Source organism: Agromyces rhizosphaerae (assembly GCF_027925245.1).
Lineage (GTDB): Bacteria > Actinomycetota > Actinomycetes > Actinomycetales > Microbacteriaceae > Agromyces > Agromyces rhizosphaerae.
In genome coordinates this window covers 2,736,459-2,761,942 of sequence record NZ_BSDP01000001.1, presented here as the reverse complement: position 1 = coordinate 2,761,942, position 25,484 = coordinate 2,736,459, and the positions used below count along the sequence as shown (strand labels likewise).

Annotated in this window: 21 protein-coding genes; 7 read left to right on the top strand and 14 right to left on the bottom strand. The window is 70.7% G+C overall.

What is annotated here, in order from left to right; all coding sequences use genetic code 11:
• Positions 1-35: 35 nt before the first annotated feature.
• From QMG39_RS13065 to QMG39_RS13035, 7 genes are all read right to left on the bottom strand, one after another.
• On the bottom strand, positions 36-866 hold the full coding sequence (locus QMG39_RS13065) for a hypothetical protein (protein ID WP_281885673.1): 831 nt from the start codon (positions 864-866) through the stop codon (positions 36-38).
• 71 nt (positions 867-937) lie between these two features.
• Positions 938-1,393: a HEPN domain-containing protein gene (locus QMG39_RS13060; RefSeq protein ID WP_281885671.1), complete on the bottom strand. Its 456-nt coding sequence runs from the start codon at positions 1,391-1,393 to the stop codon at positions 938-940.
• Positions 1,386-1,979, bottom strand: coding sequence for a nucleotidyltransferase domain-containing protein (locus QMG39_RS13055; protein WP_281885669.1), 594 nt, complete (start codon positions 1,977-1,979; stop codon positions 1,386-1,388). The genes QMG39_RS13060 and QMG39_RS13055 overlap by 8 nt, the downstream gene beginning before the upstream one ends.
• Before the next feature lie 34 nt (positions 1,980-2,013).
• A complete protein-coding gene (locus QMG39_RS13050; RefSeq protein WP_281885667.1) occupies positions 2,014-2,577 on the bottom strand; it encodes a hypothetical protein in 564 nt (187 codons plus the stop codon).
• Entirely contained in the window at positions 2,577-3,035 is a 459-nt protein-coding gene (locus QMG39_RS13045) for a hypothetical protein (RefSeq protein ID WP_281885665.1), read from the bottom strand. Before QMG39_RS13045 ends, QMG39_RS13050 begins: the two co-directional genes overlap by 1 nt.
• A gap of 160 nt (positions 3,036-3,195) precedes the next feature.
• Positions 3,196-4,125 carry a type II toxin-antitoxin system death-on-curing family toxin gene (locus tag QMG39_RS13040; protein ID WP_281885663.1) on the bottom strand — a complete coding sequence of 310 codons (930 nt, stop codon included), beginning with the start codon at positions 4,123-4,125 and terminating at the stop codon, positions 3,196-3,198.
• Positions 4,126-4,167: 42 nt separating this feature from the next.
• The gene (locus QMG39_RS13035) at positions 4,168-7,044 is read right to left on the bottom strand and encodes an ATP-binding protein (protein ID WP_281885661.1); all 2,877 of its coding nucleotides are present in this window, start codon (positions 7,042-7,044) and stop codon (positions 4,168-4,170) included.
• A gap of 203 nt (positions 7,045-7,247) precedes the next feature.
• Here QMG39_RS13035 and QMG39_RS13030 point away from each other — a divergent pair, with 203 nt between their 5' ends.
• Entirely contained in the window at positions 7,248-16,235 is an 8,988-nt protein-coding gene (locus QMG39_RS13030; RefSeq protein ID WP_281885659.1) for a SpvB/TcaC N-terminal domain-containing protein, read from the top strand.
• 60 nt (positions 16,236-16,295) lie between these two features.
• Here QMG39_RS13030 and QMG39_RS13025 read toward each other — a convergent pair whose 3' ends face one another.
• Positions 16,296-16,865, bottom strand: a complete 570-nt coding sequence (locus tag QMG39_RS13025) for a dienelactone hydrolase family protein (protein ID WP_281885657.1) — start codon at positions 16,863-16,865, stop codon at positions 16,296-16,298.
• A gap of 13 nt (positions 16,866-16,878) precedes the next feature.
• A complete protein-coding gene (locus tag QMG39_RS13020; protein WP_281885655.1) occupies positions 16,879-17,307 on the bottom strand; it encodes an MmcQ/YjbR family DNA-binding protein in 429 nt (142 codons plus the stop codon).
• Positions 17,308-17,476: 169 nt separating this feature from the next.
• Between QMG39_RS13020 and QMG39_RS13015 the strand changes: the two genes are divergently transcribed.
• From QMG39_RS13015 to QMG39_RS13000, 4 genes are all read left to right on the top strand, one after another.
• Positions 17,477-19,012, top strand: coding sequence for a S10 family peptidase (locus QMG39_RS13015; protein ID WP_281885653.1), 1,536 nt, complete (start codon positions 17,477-17,479; stop codon positions 19,010-19,012).
• Between the two features lie 165 nt (positions 19,013-19,177).
• Positions 19,178-19,849 carry a VOC family protein gene (locus QMG39_RS13010; protein WP_281885651.1) on the top strand — a complete coding sequence of 224 codons (672 nt, stop codon included), beginning with the start codon at positions 19,178-19,180 and terminating at the stop codon, positions 19,847-19,849.
• A gap of 30 nt (positions 19,850-19,879) precedes the next feature.
• Positions 19,880-20,326, top strand: a complete 447-nt coding sequence (locus tag QMG39_RS13005) for a hypothetical protein (protein ID WP_281885649.1) — start codon at positions 19,880-19,882, stop codon at positions 20,324-20,326.
• Positions 20,327-20,523: 197 nt separating this feature from the next.
• A complete protein-coding gene (locus QMG39_RS13000) occupies positions 20,524-20,871 on the top strand; it encodes a hypothetical protein (protein WP_281885647.1) in 348 nt (115 codons plus the stop codon).
• A 25-nt stretch (positions 20,872-20,896) separates the two neighbouring features.
• Here the strand turns inward: QMG39_RS13000 and QMG39_RS12995 are convergent, their stop codons facing one another.
• The 5 genes from QMG39_RS12995 to ychF all read right to left on the bottom strand — a co-directional run bounded on the left by QMG39_RS12995 (position 20,897) and on the right by ychF (position 23,721).
• A complete protein-coding gene (locus tag QMG39_RS12995; RefSeq protein ID WP_281885645.1) occupies positions 20,897-21,250 on the bottom strand; it encodes a hypothetical protein in 354 nt (117 codons plus the stop codon).
• Between the two features lie 81 nt (positions 21,251-21,331).
• Positions 21,332-21,832 carry a DMP19 family protein gene (locus tag QMG39_RS12990; RefSeq protein WP_281885643.1) on the bottom strand — a complete coding sequence of 167 codons (501 nt, stop codon included), beginning with the start codon at positions 21,830-21,832 and terminating at the stop codon, positions 21,332-21,334.
• 96 nt (positions 21,833-21,928) lie between these two features.
• Positions 21,929-22,348: a type II toxin-antitoxin system VapC family toxin gene (locus QMG39_RS12985; RefSeq protein ID WP_281885641.1), complete on the bottom strand. Its 420-nt coding sequence runs from the start codon at positions 22,346-22,348 to the stop codon at positions 21,929-21,931.
• The gene (locus QMG39_RS12980) at positions 22,345-22,626 is read right to left on the bottom strand and encodes a type II toxin-antitoxin system Phd/YefM family antitoxin (RefSeq protein WP_281885640.1); all 282 of its coding nucleotides are present in this window, start codon (positions 22,624-22,626) and stop codon (positions 22,345-22,347) included. The genes QMG39_RS12985 and QMG39_RS12980 overlap by 4 nt, the downstream gene beginning before the upstream one ends.
• Positions 22,627-22,647: 21 nt before the next feature.
• Entirely contained in the window at positions 22,648-23,721 is a 1,074-nt protein-coding gene (gene ychF / locus QMG39_RS12975) for a redox-regulated ATPase YchF (RefSeq protein ID WP_281885638.1), read from the bottom strand.
• A gap of 135 nt (positions 23,722-23,856) precedes the next feature.
• Between ychF and QMG39_RS12970 the strand changes: the two genes are divergently transcribed.
• Together QMG39_RS12970 and QMG39_RS12965 are read left to right on the top strand one after the other, a co-directional pair.
• The gene (locus QMG39_RS12970) at positions 23,857-24,588 is read left to right on the top strand and encodes a hypothetical protein (RefSeq protein WP_281885635.1); all 732 of its coding nucleotides are present in this window, start codon (positions 23,857-23,859) and stop codon (positions 24,586-24,588) included.
• A 271-nt stretch (positions 24,589-24,859) separates the two neighbouring features.
• The gene (locus tag QMG39_RS12965) at positions 24,860-25,477 is read left to right on the top strand and encodes a 3'-5' exonuclease (RefSeq protein ID WP_281885633.1); all 618 of its coding nucleotides are present in this window, start codon (positions 24,860-24,862) and stop codon (positions 25,475-25,477) included.
• The last annotated feature ends 7 nt before the right edge of the window (positions 25,478-25,484 follow it).

Below are 25,484 nucleotides of genomic sequence, written 5' to 3'. Positions count from 1 at the left end.
GGTGCTGCCGTCGCATCCTCGCCCGGCGAACCGGCTCAGTGGCGCGCCATCCAGGCCTGCAGCACCCCGCGCGGCAGCCCGTGCTTCGCGTGGCCCACCGAGGCGCCGGCCTCGTCGATGATCTGCTCGGCGGAGCATCCGCTCGTGTCGTCGAAGGAGTAGGCGACCGCGCCCGTCTGGTCGACGAACCCGTCGGGCGTCGACCAGTAGTGGTTCCGCTTGAGGTCGGGCGGCGGGGCGGAGGCATCCGTGCCCGAGCAGGCGTCGGCGTCGGCGAGCACGCCGTCGGCGTCGAGGTCGGTGTCGATCACGAGGCGGAACGCGAGATCGGCGTGGCCCGGCGGGAGGACGATCTTCCCGAAGCCCCCGCCCTCGTCGAAGTAGACGTCGCCGCCCGGGTACGGGTCTCCCGTGGTCGACCCGCCCAGAGTGATCGTGCCGCTCGGCGGAAGGTCGCCGGCGCAGCGCAGCGTGAACCAGTACTCGTCGCCCGCGGTCACCGGCACCGGCGTGTCGAGCGTCACCGTCGCGGTCTCGCCGCCGGTCAGGTCGACCTGCTGCGCGGGCACGAGCGGGTCGTCCGGGTAGCCCTCGGGCCCCACGGGGAACACGGCCGACGCGAAGAAGGCGAGCGACACGGTGCCCGAGGTGGTCGGATGCAGCTCGAGCTCGGTCACGTCACCGGTCGCCGTCGCCTCGAACGTCTGCGCGAGGTCGAGCACGCCGCAGATCATCTCGAACCCGGCACCGTCGGCCGGCTGGTCGATGACCACCTCGGCCGCCTGCGCGGGTGCGGCGAAGGCGATGGCGGATGCGACGAGCGCAGCCGCGCCCGCTCCGGACAGTGCGTGCATGGCGCGTGACATTGCGACTCCCCCGTCGGCGCGGCTCTCGTCGCACGATACTCCCGGGCCTGCGCACCCGCCACCGTCGCCGCTCAGCCGCGGGCGGCGAGCCAGGCGGCGCACGCCGCCACGATCGCGTCGGCGGCGGCGATCGCCTCGCGCACGTCGGCGCGGGTCGCGGTGGGCTGGTCGTCGCTCGGGTACTCGGTGTTGTTGCGCACTTGGCGCATCCACTCGAACTCGGCCATCGCGTCAGGGGCGTCGTCGAGGTACGCGGCCGCGGCGAGCCCGGTGTTGCGGTGGGCGCCACCCATCGCGCGCACGCGCACGCCCTCGTGCGCGAGCACCGCGGTGAGCGCCTTGCGCGCGCCGTCGTAGGCCGCCGTGAACGCCATGGCCACGTCGTCGGTGCCGGCGAGCGCGCGAGCGGTCGCCACGTGCTGCTGCGCCACGGCGAGCACGTCGCGGGCGTGGGCCGGGTTCTCGTCGACACGCTCGAGGCGCTTGCTGCGCAGCATCCGCTCGATCACCGCAGGCCGGTCAGCCATCGGACGCCTCCGTCAGCACTTCGACCAGCGGGCGCGAGCGCACGGTCGCGATGAACGGCGACGGGCTCGCGGCGTCCCACTCGTCTCGGCCCACCCGCGTGATGTTCACGTCGAGGCCGACCTGCTCGCCCGCGCGCACCGCGAGGTCGGCGAGCTCGCGCCGCGGCGGGTCGCCGACGACCAGCACGTCGACGTCGTTCGGGTACTCCCCCGGCTCGCCGTGCCGCCGGGCCGCCCACGAACCGTAGATGTAGGCCCGCTCGACGCCGTCGAGCCCGCCGAGCAGGTCGCGCAGCACCGGCACCGGCCCGTAGGTCGCCTGGATCAGCTCGCGCATGAGCGAGTAGAGCGGATGCCCCTGATTCGCACGCACCAGCCGGTTGCGGCCGCTCTGCCGGTCGACCAGCACGCCGCTCTCGAGGAGCCGCCCGACCTCCTTGTGCACCACGCCGCCGCCCGCGCCGATGCGGCGCCCGAGCTCGGCGAGCGAGAACTCCTCTTCGGGTCGGCCCAGCGTCTCGGCGAGGAGCGCACCGGTGACGTCCGACCGTACGAACGGCGTCAGCTGGGCGGGCAAAGTCTTCACAGAACGTGAGTATATCTTCACGATATGTGAATAATCAAGAGGCGGATGCGGCCTGCCCGGCCCCGGGCTCGGGCACGGACTTCGCCGAGAATCGGACGACCGCCACGACGACCCCCGCGGGCACGGCGATCAGCAGCAACGTGCCCAAGGTGCCGAACACGATGCTCGACCATGCCGAGTGCTCGGTCTGCACGACCACGCGGTGCTCGCCCCATGGCCAGTACCAGCGGTCCGGAGTGTATGCCGCCCGGACGCCGTCGGGCGGGTAGGTGCGGCCGGCGAGCTGGACGGTCTCGATGAACGTGCCGTCATCACCCCTCCACTGGCCGATGCTGACGCATCCGCGCCCTACCGTGGCGCAGTCCCGCTCGTGGTAGGTCCCCCACTGCGCACTGCTCCCCAACGTCTGCACGCCCGTGATGGGGATCAGCGCAACGGCCGCGACCAGCGCGAGGTACGCGATCAGGCCCACCACCAGGCCCAGTGCCGCGATGCTCGCGAGGACCACCGACAGCAGGCCCCGCGGCGGCCGCGAGTGCCCGGAATCGACCTCGCTCGCTCCCTGTTCAGGGTGCTGGGCGGAGGATCCGTAGTCCATCAACCCGCTCGCCCTCTCCGGATGAGGAGCACCAGCAGCACGACGCCGAACGCCAGCGACCCGCCACCGAGCACGACGACGCCGACCCAGCCGAATACCAGTGTCCGCGTCGCGGCGGCCTCCGTCTGCACGACGACGTCCGGGCCGTCGTGGAAGACCAGCCACCGGCCCGGAACGTAGGCCGCCCGTGCGCTCGAGTCCTCACCGGAGACGGCACCGAACAACTGCACCGGCTGAAGGACGGTGCCGAGGACTGTGCCGTCGTCGCCCCGCCACGTTCCGATGCTTCGACACCCGCCCTTCGGCACGGGTTCGCACCGGTGCTCGACGTAGGTTCCCCACTGCGCCACGCTGTCCAGCGTCCGCGTGCCGTTGACCACCGCTATCACCGAGATCGCGAGGAACATCACCCAGACGAGCACCATGGTGACCGCCTTCACCCGATTCGCGACGACCACGACCCGGCTCTGCGCAGTCGGATCGGGCTCAGTCGCCGGCTCGCCGGACTTCGCCTCGATCTTCCCCACGCACGCCTCCCGCCGGGTGTCGGTCGACACTATCCGAGCTGGTCCCCTGACACCGCGTCGGCCACGGTGGCCTGTGGAGGCTCCTCGCCCGCTATGCGACCTCGCCCGCGAGCATGCTGACGAGCAGCGCGACCATCAGCTCCTTCTCCTTCGGGTCGCTCATCGCGACCATCAGGGTGATCGCCGCGAGCGCGTTGTTGGAGATGCGCGGCACGCCGCGCTCGTCGAGCTGGCCGTTTCGCGCGAGGAAGTGCACGAAGAGCGCCGCAGCGCTGCGCTTGTTCCCGTCGGTGAGCGGGTGGTCCTTGACGATGAGGTAGAGCAGGTTGGCGGCCTTCTCCTGCACCGTCGGGTAGAGCTCGACCCCGCCGAACCCCTGGTAGATCGTCTCGACGACCCCTCGGAGCGCGTCGCCACGCTCACCACCGAACAGCGTGTCGTCGGGGAACTCGGCGCCGACCTCATCGATGACGGCGCGCGCCTCCTCGTAGCCAAGGACCCACGTCGGTGCGTCGCCGGGCGCAGGCGCAATCGCGCCCTCGTCGTAGTCGCGCAACGTGCGAAGGCTGGGCAGGTACCTGGCAACGACCTCAGCGACTCCGGCGACAAGGCGATCAGACGAGCGGGAGAGCACTTCGACCAGAGTTCCCAGCTCTCGGAGCCGAGCATCATTCGTGGCAACCCCTTCGAGCAGGTACCGCTTGAGTACATCCGTCGCCCAACGACGAAACTCGATTGCGCGGGAGGAGTTGACTCGGTACCCGACCGACAGCACTACATCGAGCCCGTACAACGTCACCGGCTTGTCCGATCCGGCAATATGCACTTTCTGCATATTGCTCTCGGAGTCCACCTCGGAGTCGCGGAAGACGTTCCGGATGTGCCGGGACACGCCCGACTGATCAATGCCGAAGAGCTGCTGGATCTGGGCTTGCGACACCCACATCCGCTCCCCATCCGTGCGCAACTCGATCGTCACCACGCCGTCGGTGGACCTGAAGATCTCGATAGCGGTCGTCATGCGATCAGTCCATCATCAGGTGCCCACATCGTCGCGTTCGCCTCACGCCCCCGACCGCTCCCGCAGCCAGCGCCCCGGCCCGCGCCGCTCGAGGTCGCGCGCGGCGATCGTCGCGAGCGTCCGCAGCTCGAGCACGTGCGCGCCCTGGTCGCGCGCGATCTCGAGCGACCGCTCGAGCAGGTCGTCGGCCTCGCGCTCGAGCCGGCCGCGCCGACCGTTGGCCGACTCGCGTGCGGCAGCGAACGCGAGTCCCGCCCGCATGCGCGTGAGCTCGGCCAGGTACCAGACCTCACCGGATGCCTCGGCCAGCCCGATCGCCCGGTCTGCGACCTCCGCGGCCGCGTCGATGCGCCCGGCGGCGGTCTCGGCCTCGACGAGCAGCGCCAGGTGGTACGGCGCCCAGATGCCGTCACCCACCGACTCGGGCTCGGCGAGGCCTGAACGGATCGCCTCGGCGGCATCCGCCGGCGCGTCCTCGATCATGGTCCAGCCGATCATGACCCGGGCGGCCGAGCGCCATCTCGCGAACTCGTTCGCCTCGGCGAGCGCGCGCAGCTCCTCCGCGAGCGCTCGCACGGTGGCGGTGTCGCCCAGCAGTTGATGCACCAAAGCGAGCGCGCTGAGCGCCTGAGCGAGGCCGTCGGGCCGGGACCCGGCCCGCGCCAGCCGCAGCGCGTCCTCCGCGTTGCCCCGTGCCGCGTCCGTGCTGCCGAGCAGCCACTCGTCGAGCGCGGCGAACGAGCGCAGCAGCACTCCCGAGTCCTGGTAGGCACCGGCGAGCCGTCGTCGCACCTCGGGCGAGTCGACCGCCCGCGCCCGCTCGAGGTGCTCGCGGGCGCCCACCGGGTCCCCGAGCGCGAGGGTCGTGACGGCCTCCGCGTTCGCCGTCTGGAGGCGGAGCCCGTCGTCGTCGCCGTGCGCGGCCGCGGCGACCAGCCGTTCGAGCGGCCGCGTCGCCGCGCGCACGTCGCCGCGCATGAACGCCACGCTCCAGAGCACGTACCCGATGCGCCCGAGCGCGCTCGAGTCCTCGATGCGGGCGGAGACGACCTCCAGCGCCGCAGCCTCCTCGGCGGCACGATCGGACGCCACGCCTTCGGCGAGGATCGCCGCGGCCACGCGGGTCACGCGCAGTCGCGCCTCCAGCGCGACCGTGCGCGGGTCGACGTACGTCGACTCGCCATCCGCGGCCCCGCGCACGGTGTCGAGGAGTTCGAGCGCACGGTCGGAGTGCTCCAGTGCGACGACCGGAACCTGCCGGCCGAGCGCCGTGTCGGCCGCGTGGGCGAACCAGGCCGCCGCGTTCGCGGCGTCGCGACCCCGATCGAAGTGCCGGGCGATCGCCGCGGCCGCCGGCCCCGGCCGGGTCGCGAATGCGGCGGCGAGCCGCTCGCCCACGCGGCGGTGGGCGAGCACTCGTCGTGCGCCGCCGAGCCGTTCGTACAGCACGTCGCGGTGGAGGGAGTGCGTGAATCCGTAGCGCGCGGTGACCGTGCCGTCGGGCCAGCCGGCCGGCTCCAGCTCGCGCAGCAGACCGTGGCCGCGCGCGAGTCGCGCGAGTCGTTCATCGATCTCTGGCTCGGACTCGGGCGCGTCGACCGTCGCGATCGCCGCCGCGCTGAACTCGACCCCGGAGACGGACGCCGTCTCGAGCAGCCGGCGGTCCGCCGCGGCGAGCGCGCCGATGCGCCGTTCGACGACCCGGCGAAGCCCCTCGGGGATCGCGGGCTCCGCCGCGGGCCCGCCGACTGTAACGGCGGCCGGGCTGTCGGCGAGCAGGCCCAGGTAGAGCGGGTTGCCCCCGGTTCGGCGCATGAGCGCGGCGATCTCGTCGTCGTCGAGCTGCTGCGCCTCGCCACGGTCGGCGAGCAGTCTGCGAGCGCTCATTGCGTCGAGCGGTCCGAGCGCCAGGTACCCCGTGTCGCGCAGCCCGCCGATGCGCTCGGGGAGGTCCACGCCGCGGGCGCTCGTGCCCGCCTCGTCGGTGCGCGCGGTGCCGAGCACGAGCACGCCCGTCGGCGCCCCGCGCTGCGCGAGCGCCGAGAGGAGGTCGAGGCTCGCACGATCGCCCGCGTGCAGGTCTTCGCACACGAGCAGCACGGGCGACTCGGCGCCGAGTTCGGCCAGTGCGGCAACGAACTCGCGCAGCATCCGCCCCCGGCTCGGCCCCGCCGTTCCCGAACGGAGCTCGGCAGCCCGGGTCTCGCCTGCGGCACCCGTCAGCTGCGCGAGCCAGGACGGCGCATGCGAGGCGAGCACCTCCCTCGCCCGTGCACCGCGTGGCCCGGCGCACACCCCGCCGAGCGCCTCGAGGAACGGATGGTACGGGTCGCCGACGCCCGTGCGCTCGAGGCACTGCCCCTCGCCCACCCAGGCGCCGCCCGCCGTGCGGACCTCGTCGACGAACGCGCGCACGAGGGCGGACTTCCCGATGCCGAGCTCGCCCATCACGATGCCGACATTGCGCCGGGAGCCCCCGTCGCCGTTGCGCCACCCGCGAAGCGTGTCGAGCTCGCCCGCTCGCCCCACGAGCAGCTGGGCAGGAACGCCGCGCGCACCCTGCGGGTCGACGAGCGTCGCGACGAACCGGTAGCCGCGCCGGTGCGCGGTGGCGATGAAGCGCGGATGCCTCCGGTCGTCGCCGAGCGCCCGCCGCAGCTCGTTCACGCAGACGGCCAGCGCGTCGTCGCCGGAGCCGCCCGGCCCCCACACGGCGTCGATCAGGTCGTGCTTGGTCACGACCTCGCCCGCGCGCACGAGCAGTTCGCGCAGCACGCCGGCCGTCTTGGGGCGCAGCGACACCTCGCCGTCGGTGCCCACGAGCCGCCCCCCGCGAGCGTCGAAGCGCCAGGCGTCGAAGTGGAAGGTCTCGGGTGAGGAAGTCGGAGGCGGTGGAACGGTCGGTACGAACTCGCTCACCAAGCCCGACCTCCGATCGCGTGCAGACGGGGTCTCGGTGGTGCCGACGACGCCGTCGCACCGGTTCGGAGGTCCCGGCTGTGAATGTGATGTGAATACTAATGCAAGAACTCCGTAAGGACACGAGCCGTCCTCAGGTAGTGCACTGAGAACCGGACGGTCGCCGCCGGGCGGGCCGTCGCGCCCGACGACGGAGGTCTCCGATGCCCAACCGCCTCTCGCTCCCTGCAAAGGCGGTGGCGATCACCACGGTGCTCGCACTCGCGACCACCGGCGCGATCGCCGCGACCGGAGGATTCGAGGGCGGCGGGCTCGGGCCCGGCGAGCCGCTCGCGCGCGAGTCGATCCTCACGCCCGATGAGCTGGGCGACGGCGCCTTCGACGGCCTGCAGTACGCGGATGCCACGGAGGGCCTCGTCGTCGTCGAGGCACCGGAGGCCTCGAGCGACGGCGGCGCGCACCTCTCCTACCCGCTCCCGATCCCCGCGGGTCGCGGCATCACCCCGGAACTCTCACTCGACTACGACTCGTCCGGCGGCAACGGCTGGGTCGGCACCGGGTGGGACCTCAGCGTCGGCGAGGTCACGGTCGACACGACCTTCGGCGCCCCGTACTTCGACGCGAACCATGAGAGCGAGAGCTACACGCTCGACGGCGACGCGCTCGTCCCGAACGCACTCGGCGACGAGTGGGAGGAGCGCGTCCCGGGCGACCGTGAGGACTTCGTGCGCCAGGTCGAGACCGAGTACGAGCAGATCATCCGCCACGAGGTCGGCGACGGCGGCCCGAAGAACTACTACTGGGAGGTGCGCCAGGCCGACGGCGGCATCCGCTGGTACGGCGGCTTCCCCGACGCCGGCGGGCCGTACGGCGACGATTCCAGCGAGGGCACCATCGACCGCGACGCGATCGTCACCGACGCCGCCGGCAACCAGGTGCGCTGGCTCCTCTCCGCCGAGCGCGACATCGGCTACAGCATCATCCGGTACCACTACGAGACGCACGACTACCAGCGTTCCGACACGACTTGGGTGAGCGGATGCAACGGGGACTCCCTGTGCGCGCAGCACACGTACCTCGACCGCATCGACTACACGATCGCCGCCGAGGCATCCGGCCAGCTCTCCGACCCCGCGTACCAGGTGCACTTCATCCTGGAGTCCGAGCTCGACCCCGCCCCGGCCACTCGAGGCGACCCCGTGCTCGACGGCACCGGTCGCTACCTCGACCTCGTCGCCGACCGCCTCGGCCGCATCGAGGTGCGCCACGGCGACCTGACGGTCAACCCCGACGGCTCGCGTACCCGCGCCTTCGAGAACGCCGCCGACCCCGACGACGTGGCCGCGCGCTACGACCTCTCGTACCAGTCCGCGAGCGAGACCCCGTTCGGCAAGTCGCTGCTCGCCTCCGTCACGCAGGGCGCGCACGACCCCGACGTCGCGGCGACGCACGAGTTCACGTACTTCGACGAGGTGGGCAACGGATCGGACGGCTACACGGGCTTCGACTCGGCCGAGACGTGGTCGACGGGCGAGGACATGGGCGACCGCTCGTTCCTCGACGAGAACGTCTCCGCCGGCGCACTGGGCGGCTCGGAGAACAACTCGGGCGAGGGCCATGCGTACATCGGGTTCAACCCGGTCATCCCGCAGAAGGTCGGCTCGTTCGGCGGGTCGATTCAGCTGGGCGGCGGCACGACGACCGGCGTCGAGGAGTGGATCGACCTGAACGGCGACGGCCTGCCCGACAAGGTGTTCCGCTCCGGCGGAACGATCGCCGGCACCATCTCGTACCGGCTCAACCAGGGCGGCCCCGACGGGTCGACCACGTTCTCCGGCGCGGTCGCGCTGCCGACCCTGACGTCCCTCTCGATCGAGGACGAATTCAACATGCAGTTCGCCGTCGAGGCGCACCTCGGCGTCACCGCCTCCTTCGGCCTCGGAACCTCCATCGCGTGGGGAGACACGTACTTCACGGACGTGAACGCCGACGGCCTGCCCGACCTCGTCACCGGCGGCAACGTGCTGTTCAACCGGCTCATCAACGGTGTGCCCACCTTCGTCGAGCAGAGCACCGGCACGCCCGTGCCGATCGCGACGGGCGCCTCGCCGGATGTCGAGAGCGAGCAGGTCGACGAGCTACGCGAACTCCTGGCCGACCAGTCTCCGCTCGTCGACACCGTGCGCCGCTGGATTCCGCCGTTCACGGGCACCGTCGAGGTCGACGCGCCCGTCACGCTCGACCCGGCCGCGGACTCGCCCGACGGCGTGCGCGTCGCGATCGAGTACGACGGCACGGAGCTCGACACCGCGATCCTCGAGGCGATCGGAGACGATGCCTTCACGACGCCGTTCGAGGTCGAGGTCGAACAGGGGCATCCGCTCTACTTCCGCGTCGGGTCGATCAACGACGGCGCCAACGACGAGGTGACCTGGTCGCCCGTCGTGACCTACGTCGAGCTCGACGGCGACGAGGTCGTCGACGCCGGCCAGGCGCCCAGCGGATCGAGCGCGGTCGAGGTGCCGCTCGACGCCAACGGCCTCTCGCAGACCGTCTACGACGCGAACGCCGACTTCACGCTCTCGGGCCGCCCCGGCACGAGCGTGGTCATGCCGTACGACGGCACCGTGCGCTTCACCGGCGAGCTCGAGAAGCACGCGGTCACCTCCGACGACCTGCGGCTCGTGCTCGAGCACAACGGTGTCGCGGTCACCGGCTCCAACATCACGATCGACGCCGACTTCATCGGCAGCGTGCCCATCTCGCTCGACTTCGATGTCGCGCAGCCGGTGGCACCGACCACGGACCACCCGAATGGCACGACCGACACGGTGCGGGCGTACCTCGCGGTCGACTCGCCGATCGACCTGAACGCCATCACGTGGACGCCCGAGCTGTTCTACATCGCCGCGACCGACGGCAACGGCGATGCGCTCGAGGTGACGGACTCGAACGGCGAGTACTTCCGCAGCGTCGACCTCGCCCCCGAGATCGAGCAGTACCCGATCCACTCGTCCACCGGACCGGTCGAGCCGTGGGAGTCCGACACGGGCGACACGCTCGACGCGGTCGTCTCGTTCTCGGGCGCGGCGGTTCCCCGCGACGAGAACGACGATCGTCGCTACCCGACCGCCGTGCTCACGGTGAAGACCGCCGATGGCGTGGTCGCCCAGGAGTCGTTCACCCTGATCTCCACCGACGAGACCGGTGGCTACGAGAACACGCTCGACCTGAACCTCGACCTCGACGACGGCACCGACTACTGGTTCGAGGTGACGACGCGCGATGTGGAGTTCGCGCGCGACTACGGCACGATGACCGTCGAGCTGACCGATGCGGACGACACCGAGGTGGATGCCACCTTCTACGGCGCGGACCTGCAGGGCATCTTCCCGCTGGCGTACCGGGGCTGGGGCCTTGCGGGCTACACCGCGAACGGCGACCTCGCGACCCAGCCGATCGACGACGAGGCGTTCGTCATCGACGCCGACGAGCTCGCGGCCCAGACGGAGCCGAGCGGATTCGAGGACGTGCCCGAGGAAGGACCCGACCCCGACCCGTCGTTCGCCTTCCTCGCGATCTCGGAGCCTCCCGCGCTCGACCCGGCGCTCGCCGCGATCGCCGGCGCGCCGCTCGCCGGCAACCAGTGGCGCGGCAACCGCGACAACCTCGCCGGCGGGCCCGAGCGGATGCGCTCGTCGCGCCTCGCGTCCGACAACGTCGACCTCGGCGCCGAGGGCGGCTCGGGCCGCGGCGTCACGCGACTGTCGACCGTCTGGCCCTCGCTGGCCGTCGGCTTCGGCTTCGGACCGCTCGGCGGGTCGGTGGGCGTCGGCACCAGCCAGGGCGTCGTCGACTACGAGGACCTGAACGGCGACGGCTACCCCGACGTGCTCGTGCCCCAGGGCGTGCAGTACACCACCCAGCGCGGTGCACTCGGCACCGACGTCACCGACGTCGGGCTGCGCTACGTCAACCAGGACTTCACCGTCAACGCGCAGGGCGGCCTCGACGCGGGGCTCGTGAACGTCTCGCCGAACAGCAAGGGCCGCACCAACGCCACGAGCGGCAACGCGTCCGGCAAGGGCGGCACCGCGGCGGAGGACGCGGGACTCGGCGCCGGCTTCGGCATCGCGATCGGCGGCGGCGTCGACGGCAGCTGGACGAACCCGAACGACTCCGGCCTCGGCGGCAGCTCCTATTCGAGCGCCGACCTCAGCGGAACCGTTGCCGATCAGGCCGATATCGCAGCCGGAGCAGGCGGGGGCGCCGCGGGCCAGCAGGAGCTCGCCGACGTCAACGGCGACGGCCTGCCCGACCGCGTGACCACGAACGACGAGGGTGTCTGGGTGCAGTACAACCTCGGCTACGGCTTCAGTGAGCAGACGCAGCTCGCGACCGGCGGCTTCGGCACGCAGGAGTCGATCGGCGGCAGCGCCTCGGCGGGCTTCGCCACCCCATGGGGCGAGTTCAGCGGCGGGGCATCCTTCTCGTGGAACTACGACATGGTGCGCTACGCCTGGATCGACGTGAACGGCGACGGAATTCTCGACCGGCTGCACAAGGCGTCGAACGCTGCTGAGCCGACCGTGACCTTCGGCACCGGTTCCGGACTGTACGGCTCCCCCGTCACGTACGGCGCGTTCGCGAAGTCGGCCGGCGTGGGCGCCGCGAACGTCGACGCCAGCCCGCACATCGGCTACGACCGGGCACAGGGCATCGGCGGCGGCTTCGACTTCACCGTCTACGCCGGGCCACTCTGCCTCGTCGCCTGCTACCTGGTCATCAACCCGGGCGCGTCGTACCAGAACTCGGTGAGCTTCACCGAGGTCACGCTCGACGACATCAACGGCGACGGCTACATCGACTCGCTCAGCACCACGGACGACGACGAGGTGTCGGCGCGGCTCAACCTGCACGGCAAGACGAACCTGCTGCAGACCGTCGCGAACCCGCTGGGCGGCTCGATCGACCTCGACTACGAGCGCGACGGCAACACGTACGCGCACCCCGACTCGATCTGGACCATGTCGAAGGTGTCGGTGAACGACGGCCGCCCCGGCGACGGCGTCGACGTGCTGACCTCGACGTTCGAGTACGACGGGCTCGCCTTCGACCGGCTGTTCCGCCAGTCGCTCGGCTACTCCGGCGTCATCGAGCACGAGATGGATGCCGCGGGCACGACCGCCGTGCGCGACACGACGCGCACCTTCCTCAACGACAACATCTTCACGGCCGGGCTCGAGACGTCGACCGAGCTGTCGGATGCCTCGACGGGCGACGTGATCCGCGGCGCGTACCTCGACTGGGAGTTCCGCGAGATCGTCGGCTACGACGAGACCGTCGACCCGCGCGAGGAGGTCGACACCTACGACACCACGCTGCTGCCGGATGTCACGCAGCCGGCCGCGCTCGGCACCGCGATCGCTCCGTTGGCGGTGTCGACGACCGAGCGCTGGTACGACGGCTCCGGCGCGGTCGGCCAGGAGACCCGGTCGGACTTCAGCTACGACGGGCTCGGCAACATCCTCGTCGAGTTCGACCACGGCGAGATCGAGGATCCGAACGACGACCTCGAGACGACCATCGTCTTCTCCGACTGCGAGATCTCGTCGGGCATGGACCCGCAGTGCCCGCCGGCCTTCGGCACGACCGGCGCCCCGGAGCATCCGTCGCCCTACTGGTCGGAGACCCGCTGCCCGACCTGGGTGAGCATGCCCGCGGTCGTCACCGTCACGAACGGCGCCGGCGAGGTCTACCGCCACAGCGACGGCAGCCCCGCCCTCTGCGACAACGCCGGCGTGACGCACCTCGAGGAACTCGTCGACGGCGACACGATCGCCGTGACCGACCTCGCGTACGACGAGTGGGGCAGCTACAACCGCATCGTGTACCCCGAAGGCGAGGACGGCGTGCGCTACGCGGTCGAGTACGTCTACGACGCCGACCGTCACTCCGACATCGCACAGGTCACCGAGTACGACCTCGACGAGACGGCCGCAGACGTCGCGAGCTGTTCGACGACCGACCCCGTGTCATCCGTCGACGCCTTCCTCGACTACGAGGACTGCACCGTGCCGGAGCCCGTGCGCACCGGCCTGACGTCCACGGCGATGTTCGACGGCGACTCGGGGCGCATCGCGAGCCGCACCGACGCGAACGGCAACACGACGTCGTACGAGTACGACAGCCTCTCCCGCATCTGGAAGATCAGCAACGAGCTGCAGGACGACGTGGTCGAGTTCCTCTACAACCCGACCGCCTCGGCCTACGGCTATGCGATCGCCAAGCACCACGACCAGTTCAACGCCGACACGATCGACACGATCTCGTTCGTCGACGGCCTGGGTCGCGTCACCGAGGAGAAGCGCGACGCGCGCGTGGTCGACGCCACCGGTGCGGCCGTGGACGGCCGGATCGTCACCGGCGCGACGAACTTCGACGAGCTGGGCCGTGCGATCGAGCAGTACCGCCCCGTGTTCGACACGGTCGCGCAGACCGCGTACGAGTACACGACCTCGGCACCCGACACCGTGACCACGACCGAGTACACGCTCACCGACCTCGAGACGAAGGTCACCGAGCCCGGTGGGCGCGTGACGACCACGGCGTACGACTTCGCCGACGTCGGAGGCGTGCAGGTGTTCAGCGCCGCGACCACCGACCCGCGCGACCGCGTGCGCACGACGTTCAGCGACGTGCGCGGCAACGTGCGCGCGTTCGACGACGAGCCGACGGGCGTGACCGGGCAGCACACGGAGTACGAGTACGACGGCATCGGCCAGCTGCTGCGCTGGGTCGACCCGGCCGGCGAGGAGACCGTGCACGAGTACGACCAGCTCGGCAACCGGCTCTCGACCGAGACACCCGACGGCGGCCTCGTCGAGTTCTGGTACGACGCCGAGGGCAAGCTCGTGCGCGACCAGTCGGCGACGCTCCGCGAGGAGGGGTACTTCACCGACTACTCCTACGAACTGCGACGCCTCGTCGGGATCGACTACCCGGAAGACACCCCCGACGTGACGTACACGTACGGCGCCGCCGGAGCACCGGGCAACGGCGCGGGGCGGGTCGTGCAGGTCGAGGACGGCTCCCAGATCACGTCGTTCGAGTACGACGCGCTCGGTGCCGTGATCCGCGAGTCCGCGGAGGTCAAGCTCCACAACTGGGAGCCCGACCTCGACGACGCGAGCAAGTTCACCTGGGTCACCGAGTGGACGTACGACGCCCTGGGGCGCCTCGCGTCGATGGTGTACCCCGACGGCGAGCGTCTCGCCTACGACTACGACTCGGGCGGACTCATCACGACCATCATCGGCGAGGAGGACGGCCAGAAGCGGGTGCCGCTCATCGACGCGGCCGGCAACGTGGTGATCGACGAGTACGGCAACGTGGTCTACACCGACGTGCCGCACACGTGGGAGTACCCGTACGTCGACGACCGCCGATACGACGAGTTCCTGCGGCCAGCCGCGGTGGACCTCGGCAACGGCGTCACCACCCAATGGACGTACGACTACGAGAAGCTCTGGCTCACGGGCATCCACTCTGACTCGCCGAACCGCGACCTGAAGGACAACCCGGCCGAGTACTCGGAGATCCAGGACCTCCGGTACACGTACGACGACGTGGGCAACCCGAGGACGTACACGAACGACGTGCCGGAGGCCGTGTCGAACCTGTTCGGCGGCGTGGTGACGGCGGCGTACGACTACGACGAGTTCGACCGGCTGATCGGGGCCGCGGCGAAGTACGAGACCCTGCCGAAGGATCGCACGTACCAGTTCCAGCTGAGCTACGACGACCAGGGCAACGTGCTGAGCAAGTCGCAGGTCGACAAGGTCGGCAAGAAGGTGCAGGCCAAGACCTCGTACTCGTTCGACCGCACCTACGCCACGGACGACCCGCACCAGGCGGAGACCGCCGGCGAGGAGATGTACCACTACGACGCCGACGGCGAACTGACCCACATCACCACCGAGACGAAGCGGGGCAAGATCGAGCTCGTCCGCGAGATGGAGTGGGACTGGGCAGGGCACATGGTGCACCTGGATGACGCGTCGAACGACACCGACTACACCTACGACGACCAGGGCCAGCTCGCGATCGAGCGCGGCCCGTCGGGTGAGACCGCGTTCATCAACCCGTGGGTGTCGGTGCGCAACGGCACCGACCTGTACAAGCACATCTGGCTGGACGACGAGCGCATCGGCACGCAGCGCGACAACGAAGGCAGCGGCAACAACGACCCGGCGGCCACCGGCGGGTACGAGGAGACGCAGCGGTACTTCCTGCACACCGACCTGCAGGGCAGCACCAACGTCGTCACCGGCTACACCGGCGACACGTTCCAGCACCAGGAGTACTTCCCCACCGGTGAGGTCTGGGTCGCTGAGCACAGCACGCAGTTCCGGACGCCGTACCAGTTCGCGGGCGGTTACACCGACGAGCAGCGCGCGATCATCTCGCTCGGCGAGCGCTGGTACGACCAGCGGCGCGAGATGTTCACGACGGTCGACCCGGTGCTGGTGGACGACCCGATGGTCGTCGTCGGTTCGCCGGAGCTGCGCGCGACCTACGCGTACGCCGGGTCGAACCCGATCAGCAACGTCGACCCGAGCGGCAACCTCTTCTTCACCATCGCGAGCGCGAACGACGTGGTCGCGAAGGCCAAGGCGGGGAAGTCGAGCACCTCGGCCACGCCGGCGAACACGCCGACGGCGACTCCGCCGGCGACCACCACCGGGAACCAGCCCGCGGCGAAGGCGAAGAAGACCCGGGCCGAGCGGCTACAGGCGTTCGCCGAGAAGTGGGACGCGAAGCCCCTGTTCGACATCGATCGGAGCGACGGCACCGTGAAGTTCGCTCCCCTGCTCACCGGGCCGCGCATCAAGCTCAAGGAGAGCAAGCAGGCCCCACCGTCGGGGCAGCAGACGGCGAGCACGAACACCGGTACGAACACGAACACCAACTCGCCATCGGATGCCACGAATTCGACCGGCGGCCCCACGGTGCAGAACGACTCCACGTCGCCGACCGGCTCCACCAGCACCTCGGCGCCAGGGAAGCCGGGCTCCGGCGACGGCACGGGGGCCACGGGCGGGACGACCGACAGCGGTGGCGCTGGGAACACGAACTCGCTGAAGAAGGCGTCGATCGGCGGGTCGCGCTCCGGTGGTGACAAGACCTAGGCGCTGACCCCGCGTGGTGCCCCCGGTCATGCGACCGGGGCACCACGCGGGCGCCTCAGGTCAGACCGACGCGAGGAACGCGCGCACGCGCTCCAGCAGCAGCGCGGAGGCCTCGGGGTCGAACGCGTCGAGCGACGAGTCGGCGAAGAGGTGCTGGTCTCCGGGGTAGACGAACAGCTCAGCGGCATCCGTCGCCTCTGCCAGCTCGCGTGCAGCGGGCAGGTCTTCGTCGAAGAATTCGTCGCCCTGGTTGCCGTGGATCTGCACCGGCACGCCCGCGGGCCACCCCTCGCCGAACTCCGACACCGGCACGCACGAGAACAGCAGCAGGGCGCCGCGCGCGCCGGGCGTGGTCTGCGCGAGACGCTGGGCGACCATCACGCCGAACGACATGCCCGCGTAGACGATGCCGGGCCCGAGTCCGTCGGCCGCGGCGGCGCCGCGCTCGCGGATCACGTCGAATCCCGTCTCCTGCGCGAACGCGAAACCTTCCTCGATGGAGTCGAACGTGCGCCCGTCGAACAGGTCGGGCGTGTGCACGATGTGCCCATCGGCCCGAAGTTCGTCGGCGAGGGCGCGCACGCCGTCGGTCAGCCCCTGGATGTGGTGGTACAGCAGCACTTCAGCCATGTGGTGGGTCTCCCTACTCCTCGTCCGGTCCGGACCCGCCGGAGAGCGGGCCGGGCGCGATGGACTCGTCGAACTCGCGCCGCAGGTACTTCGGGGCCTGGATGCGCCACGCCTCGGTGACGAGTTCGGCGAGGTGGTCGCGGTCGATCCGCGCCATGCGGAACGCGACCTTCGGCTCGCCCCAGCTCGTGGTCGTGCGCAGGAACACGTCGGGCGCCATCTCGACGAGCGCAAGCGCCTCGATGCGCTCGGCGAGCTTCACGCCCACCACGAGCTCGGCGGCGACGACGGCGCGGATGTCGTCGGGGATACTGGGCCACGGATGCACCTCCCACGCGTACAGCTTGCGGCGCACGAACCACGCGGCACCGCCCGTCGTCGCGCGCTCCTCGCTGCCCGGCAGGGCCGACGCGACGTCCCGGATGTCGTCGAGGGTGGCCACGGTTGCGAGCCTAGGCCGACGTAGCGACACCCGTTTCGCGAGCATCCGCCCATGCCTCGCCCTCACCCGCGAAGCGCCGTCGCACCGCCTGTGTCGAACCCGGGACGGGCAGGACGGCGCTCACTAGGCTGAGGACGCCACGCGCGAGAAGAGCCCCAGGAGGCCGACGATGCCCGATTCCCCCGCAGAGACGACCGACGGCGCGACGGCGGGCGGTGCATCGAACGCGAAGGCCGACGCCCGCGGCCCGGTCACCCCGGCATGGGAGGCGCCCGCGGGTGCGAGCACGGCCATGACGTGGGCGCCCGAGGGTCATGAGCCCGTCTCGCTCACCGCGACGGCGGACTGGACGGTGCTGCGCCGGGAGGAGTCGCCGTCCGCCGAGGTGTTCGCCGTCTCGTACCTCGCCACCGACGCGGCCCCCGACCGCCCCGTGACGTTCGTGTGCAACGGCGGGCCGGGCGCCTCGTCCGCATACCTGCACGTCGGCGCCATCGGCCCCCGCCGGGTCGTCCTGCCCGACGACGGCTCGACGGCGCGCATGCCGGTGCGCCTGGTCGACAACGACGCCTCGTGGATCGCGGAGACCGACCTGGTGTTCATCGACCCGGTCGGCACCGGGTTCTCGCGCCCCATCCCGCCAAAGCAGAATGCGGGCACGGATGCTCCGAGCTACTGGAGCTACGACCGCGACCTCGCGGCGATGCGCGAGTTCATCAGCCGCTGGCTGTCGCGCCACAAGCGATGGTCGGCGCCGGTGTTCCTCGCCGGTGAGAGCTACGGCGGCTACAGGGTCGGTCGCCTCGCCTGGTCGCTGCCGACGGACGAGGGCGTGGGGCTCGCCGGCGCCGTGCTCATCTCGCCGGCGCTCGAGATCACCCCGCTCACGTTCACCGACTACGCAACCGATCCGTACGTCGACACGGTTCCGACGATGGCGGCGGGCGCGTTCCACCACGGGCTCAGCCGCGCGCCCGAGGCGACGGACGGCGTCGATGCGGTCAGGGGCGCAGCCGCCGCGTTCGCCACGACCGACTACGCGATGTTCCTGCTGCGCGGCGCTGCGGTGCCCGCGACCGAGCGGGCCGCCGTGCTCTCGCGCCTCGCCGACCTGATCGGACTCGACCCGACGGTGGTCGAGCACCTGCACGGCCGCGTCGGCATCGACCGGTGGGCCCGCGAGCTCCTCCGCGACCGCGGCGAGGTCACGGGACTCTACGACGTCACCCAGACCGTGGTCGACCCGTTCCCGGATCGCGTGTCGTTCGAAGGCGGCGAGCACACCCTGGCCGGCTCGACGGCAGCGTTCACCATGGCGATCAACCACCTGCTGCGCGCCGAGATCGGCGTCGAGACCGACAGGCAGTACGCGGTGCTGAGCGAAGAGGTGAACACCAAGTGGGCGACCGACGACGGCCACCACGCGCTCCAGACCCCTCCGGGGTCGGCCGACGACCTGCGCCGGGGCCTCACCCTCAACCCGCACCTGCAGGCGCTCATCGTGCACGGTCGCCACGACCTGGTGACGCCGCTGGACAGCTCCCGCCGCATCGTCGACCTCATGCGCCTGGCTCCGGAAACCGGCGATCGCGTGCGCGTGCACGCCTACGACGGCGGGCACATGTTCTACACGCTCAGCGACAGCCGGGCGGCCTTCACCGCCGACGTGCGCGAGTTCTTCGCGGCGTGCCTGCCCGAGGGCTGAGCGTCCACCGCACCCCGGGGTGATCCGTACGAGCGCGAGTTGCTCGCGGTGTAGTCGAGCGGATGCCCCTGAGCCAGCGCGTGTGACGACGGGACGAAGTACCGTGGGCCACGTGGCCGGCGATGGGGCGGCCACGTCACCCTCACCAGGCGCGAAGGGGCACTCATGGGCGAATCGACGAACGAGCCGCAGACGATCTCCGGAGCCGAGTTCCGCCGCGCACCGGGGGTCTCCGACTGGCGCGTGACCGCCTCCGGCCCACAGGCGGTCTACACCGCGAGTTCGTTCGGCGACGCCGCGCGCCTGGTCGTCCCGGTCATCGCCGCGGCCGAACGACACGGCATCCTGCCCGACGCCGACGTGCGCCCCGAGGGCGTGGTCGTGCGCATCCCGGACCGTGACTTCACCGGAATCCCAGCGGCGGCCGCCCCGTTCGCGGCCGAGGTCTCCCGAGCTGCGGCCGAACTGGAACTCACGCCGGACCCGTCGCTCGTGCAGTCGGTCGGCATCTACGTCGCGCAGCACTCCGAGGCCGATGCCCGCCCATTCTTCCTCGCCGCGCTGGGTTACGACTCACTGGGCGACACCGACGCGGTAGACCCGCTCCGTCGCAGCCCGCAGCTCGCGTTCAACCCCATCAACGGCGACGCTCCGGCCAGGGGCCGCACGCACTTCGATGTCTACGTGCCCGCCGACCAGGCGCAGGCGAGGGTCGATGCGGCGCTGGCCGCGGGCGGCCGGCTCGCCGACGGCTCCAACCCGCCGTTCTGGTGGTCGCTCGCCTCCCCCGACAACCACGGCGTCGACATCGCGCCGTGGGCGGATGCGACCGACTGACCGCCCACGCAGATTGATAGCGTCGTCGCTATGGGGCGCCACCTCGTTCTTGCTACCGCCATCGGGCTGTCGCTGCTGCTCGCAGCCTGCGCGACGCAGGCGGTGACCGAGGATGCAACACCCGCGGACTCGACCGCCGCCGAATCGGTGTGCGGCCCTGTCGACGCCTCCCAGCAGTTCCCCGACGTCATCGAGGCTGAACTCGAGCCGAGCGGCGACGACTTCTCGATCTCGGTCACGATGTGCTCGCCGTACGACACCCCTGGGCGCTATGCCGACGGATGGCGCGTGCTGACGCCCGACGGCGAGGTGCTCGCCGAGCACGAACTCGCCCACGACCACGCGAACGAGCAGCCCTTCACCCGCACTCGCGGGCCGTTCCCGATCCCCGACGACGTCGACGAGGTCGTCGTCGAAGGCCGTGACCAGGCAAACGGCTACGGCGGCGAGACCGTCACGGCCGACGTGCCGCGCTGACGCACGCGATCCGTCAGGACTCAGCGAGCCAGCGGCACGATCGCATCGATCTCGTCGGCCGGCGTGCCAAGGCGCGGTGAAGCCCGCGCCACAGTTCGCTTCTCGCACTGCCGATCGCTGGGCCCCATCCAGGATCGAATGGTGAACGGCGTCCATCGGCGACCCGATGTGGCAATGTGTGCCGAGTGATGCATGGGATGAACCGCACGCGAACTGCCTGGGCGATCCTGGCAGGCGCCGCAACGCTCTCGGCCCTCTCGGCGTGCGCACCTGCCGAGCCGACCGAAGCGCGGGGACCGCAGGCGATCGTCGGCTGGTCGAACGGCGGCGACGAGTTGATCGTGTACGTCGGAACCTGTCACGGTGATCCCGACGCGACGGTCGTCGAGGACGACGAAACGGTGACCGTCACCGTCGAGTCGACCCTGCATGATCCGGGCGATTCCTGCCAGGACAGCCTTCGCGTCGCACTCGACACGCAACTGGGCGACCGCACGGTGATCGACGGAGTGACCGGAGAGACGCCCCCTGGCATCGAGGGCTAGCTGCGCGGCGAACTGGAACCCGCCGTCAGACCACGTCCTCGAAGCTCTCCTCACCCGGCCGCCAGACATCCCATGCCTGATCGGCGAACCCATGGAGCATCGCGATCTCGACCTGCACCTCGTCGATCGTCGGGTGGATCACGACGACCCCGGTGTCGAACGTGACCCGAATGCCGACTCCCGTCCCCTCCGCCGTCGATAGCACCGTGCCCGGCGCGAGACTGCGCAGCGCATCGGCGTACCCGCGATCCGACTCACGCCACTCGCGACCACCCGACACGACGACCGGCCAGACCCACGAGGTGAGCACCGTCGGACCCTCCGCGTCGAGATCACCGTCGAAGCGGAGCTGCACGTATTCGTTGAGGACGAACTCCACCGAGAAAAGGCGATCTCCGACGAGTCGCGAGAGCAGCGAGTTCGCCCGAGAACGCGACGTCATGTCAGAGTTCGCCGCCCGTCACCTGCGGAGCCCCTCGATCGCCTCGCCGATGCGAGTGTCGACGCCGGCGTCAGCCTCCAACTCGTAGATCCGCTCATCCAGCGCTTGCAGTCGCTCGTCGACGACTCCCTCGTCGAGAATCAGCGCGCGCGCCTCGGGATCGCTGGGGTACGGGGCGCCGAGGCTGTTCATGGCCTCGCGGAGCACTCTGACCCACTCCTCGTCCAAAACGGTCGGGAGTGCGAGCAGCGCCTCCTCAGCAGTGTCGCCGCGCCAGTATCGGAAGTAGGCGTCGAAGCCGCCAGACGCAACCTCCTGCCGCAGGTCCAGGATCGCGAGGATCCCGCGCTCGCCCACGCTGAGAGAAGCGCGGTCAGTTGCTGCGTGAGCTGAGTAGTACGCCCACGCGCCATCCGATGCGGCCATGCTGGACCCCTCGTCGAAGGTGTTGCCGAACGCGGAGCATCCCGCGAGTGCCAGAGTCAGGCGCTCGACGCGATCATCCGACGGCCTGCTCACCTGAACGATACTTACAGACATCGCCCGGCACGGCGACCACCGCGGATGGACCAGGCGCTTTCCACCACCGCGTCGATGACGTCTGCGCGGCGGCGGTCACTCGGGGTGCTGTGCGCCCAACTGACCCGGAGCGATCACGTCGAGCCCTGCGGACCGCGCCGCCTCGCCGAACCGGTGGTCGTACGTCAGGACGGCATCGACGTCCAACCGCATCGCCGCTTCGAGGTGCAGGGCGTCCAGCGTACGCAGGTACGGCATCGGCAGCAGCCCGGCCGAGCGGTACGTGGCCCGGTCGAGTGCTGCGAGGGATACGCCATCGAGGATCGCGCTGACCTTCGACTGATCCCGCCCCTCGCGCACCGCCATCCGACGCAGTTCGGTCTCGAGCAGATCGCTCGAGACGAGCCTGACATCCGCCTGGTCGAGCCACTCGACGAGGGCCTCCGTCTCGGACTGGGCTACCAGCAGCGCACCCAGCGCCGACGTGTCGGCGTAGACGAGCGACTCCTCGCTCACAGGCGATCCTCTCGCATCTCGTCGAGGATCTGCGCCATCGGCCGGTCGTTCTCGACCCGCTGTGGCTTCAGCGACGCCCACCCACCGATCCGCTTGGCGGGTCTGACGATCGGCAGCGTGGGCGAGGGGGCATCGAGCGGGACGATGCGGCCGACGGGGACTCCACGGTTGGTCAGCACGAAGGACTGCCCCTCGCCGACAGCGCGAAGGACGCGTCCGGACTCATTGCGCAACTCGCGCTGCGACAGACGCTCACCCTGTGGCATGCTCGCACTCATAGAGCGATCGTAGCACGCGCGCTACACGTTGAACCGGAACTCCACCACGTCGCCGTCGGCCATCACGTAGTCCTTGCCCTCCATGCGGGCCTTGCCGCGCGAGCGGGCCTCGGCGACCGAGCCGGCATCGACCAGGTCGTCGAACGAGATGACCTCGGCCTTGATGAAGCCCTTCTCGAAGTCGGTGTGGATCACGCCGGCCGCCTGCGGCGCCTTCGCGCCCTTCGGGATCGTCCAGGCGCGCGACTCCTTCGGCCCCGCGGTGAGGTAGGTCTGCAGGCCGAGCGTGTCGAACCCGATGCGCGCGAGCTGGTCGAGGCCCGACTCGTCCTGGCCGGTCGAGGCGAGCAGCTCCGCGGCGTCCTCGGGGTCGAGGTCGATCAGCTCCGACTCGATCTTCGCGTCGAGGAAGACCGCCTCGGCCGGGGCCACGAGCGCGGCGAGCTCGGCCTTGCGCGCAGCATCCGTCAGCACCGCCTCGTCGACGTTGAAGACGTAGATGAACGGCTTCGCGGTGAGCAGGCCCAGCTCCTTGACGGGGGCGAGGTCGACGGATGCCGCCGACAGCGGCGTCCCCCGCTGCAGCACGTCGAGCGCCTCCTGCGCCGCGGCGAGCACCGACGGGTCGAGCTTCCTGCCCTTGACCTCCTTCTCGTAGCGCGTGATGGCGCGCTCGAGGGTCTCGAGGTCGGCGAGGATCAGCTCGGCGTTGATCGTCTCCATGTCGTTCTTCGGGTCGACGGCGCCGTCGACGTGCACGACGTCGGAGTCCTCGAAGCCACGCACGACCTGCGCGATGGCGTCGGCCTCGCGGATGTTCGCGAGGAACTTGTTGCCGAGGCCCTCGCCCTCGCTCGCGCCGCGCACGATGCCGGCGATGTCGACGAACGACACCGTCGCGGGCAGGATGCGCTCCGAGCCGAAGATGCCCGCGAGCACCTCGAGGCGCGGGTCGGGCAGGTTCACGACGCCGATGTTCGGCTCGATCGTCGCGAACGGGTAGTTCGCCGCGAGCACGCCGTTCTTGGTGAGCGCGTTGAAGAGGGTCGACTTGCCGACGTTCGGGAGCCCGACGATTCCGATGGTGAGTGCCACGGGCGACCAGTCTACGTGGGCGCAGGCGTGCGCTCACGCGCGAGAGGGCGGCGGATGCCTCCGGCCGACCCGGTGCGGAGCGTCCGGTTGTCCACACCCCCGTCGCAGCACTCCCGCAGGCAGCAGAATCGACGGATGCGACGCATCGCCAGCACCGTTGCCCTCGCCTTCGCCGCGCTCGCGCTCGTCGCGTGCGCACCCGCCGCCGGCCTGGCCGGCCCCACGCCGTCGGAGACCGCGACCCCGTCGCCCTCCCCCAGCGAGACCCCGACGCCGACCCCCGACCCCGTCGTGCCTGCCGAGATCGCCGTCTCCGGCACCGGTTTCGCGATCATCGACTCGGTCGGCACCACGACCTTCACCTTCGGGTGGTCGGATGCCCCCGGGCCAGCCGTCACCGCGCTCACCGACGCGTTCGGCACGGCGCCCGTCGCGACGACCACGCCCGGCAACGGCACGTTCCTGGCGCCCTACGACGTCTACACGTGGGCCGGCTTCGTGTTCGAGGCCGCGCAGCTCACCGACGCCGCCCGCGACTACTACCTCGCCGCGCGGGTCACCATGACCGCCGCCGACGCGCACGGCATCAGTCTCACCGCGCCGCACGGGCTCGCGGTGGGCGATCCGATCGCCGACGCGCTCGCGGTCACGCCGCACTTCCAGATGCCGACCGACGGCACGACCTCGATCGTGCTGGTCGACCCCGAGTTCCCCGCGAAGCTGGCCGCCTTCGAGACCTACCTCGCGACCGGCACCGTGCCCGCGGGCGACGACCCGTTCACCACCCGCGCGGTCGCCGTGCGCACCTCGGCCGGCCCCGCGATCGAGGACATCGTCGCCCCCGAGTACTCGTACCTGCCGTTCTGACGCGTCGGCTCGGGGCATCCGCTCGCCCTCACCTCCTGTCGCACCCCCGCCCCCCTCGGCGCGACCGAGTACGCAAAGTGCGGAATTGCGTGAGGCGTTCCCGCACTTCGCGTACTCGGTCGCCCTCGCCGACGTGACGGAGTACGCAAAGTGCGGAAATGCGTGGGGCGTTTCCGCACTTTGCGTACTCGGTGGGCGACAGACGAGCGGATGCCGCCGAAGCCGCGTGCCGCTCCGCGGCCGTGTCGGTCGGCGATGTGAGGATGGCCGCGTGCCAGTGGACTTCACCGCGATCGACTTCGAGACCGCCAACCGTTCGAGCGCGTCGGCCTGCTCGGTCGGGCTGGTGAAGGTGCGCGACGGGCGTCCGGTCGACGAGGCGTACTGGCTCATCAAGCCGCCGTTCCCGCACGACGAGTTCAGCGAGTGGAACGTGCGCATCCACGGCATCACTCCCGATCAGGTGACGGATGCCCCGCTGTGGCGGGACCTCCTGCCCGAGTTCGCCGAATTCGCCGGCGACGACTGGCTCGTCGCCCACAACGCCGGGTTCGACATGAACGTGCTGCGCGGCCTCGCCGACGCATTCGGCGTCGACGCGCCGAACCACCGCTACCTGTGCAGCCTGCAGGTCGCGCGCAGCACCTACCACCTCGACTCGTACCGCCTGCCGGTCGCGGCGATGGCCGCAGGCTTCGAGGACTTCTCGCACCACAACGCGCTCGACGACTCGCGCGCCTGCGCCGCGATCGTCGCCCACGCGGCGAAGCGGCACGAGGCCGACGACCTCGATGCGCTCGCCCGCTCGACCAAGGCGCGCATCGGCACGATCGGCACCGTCGCGACCCGGGAGCACCGGGCCGACCACGGCCCGATGGCGCTGCAGTAGCGGTCGC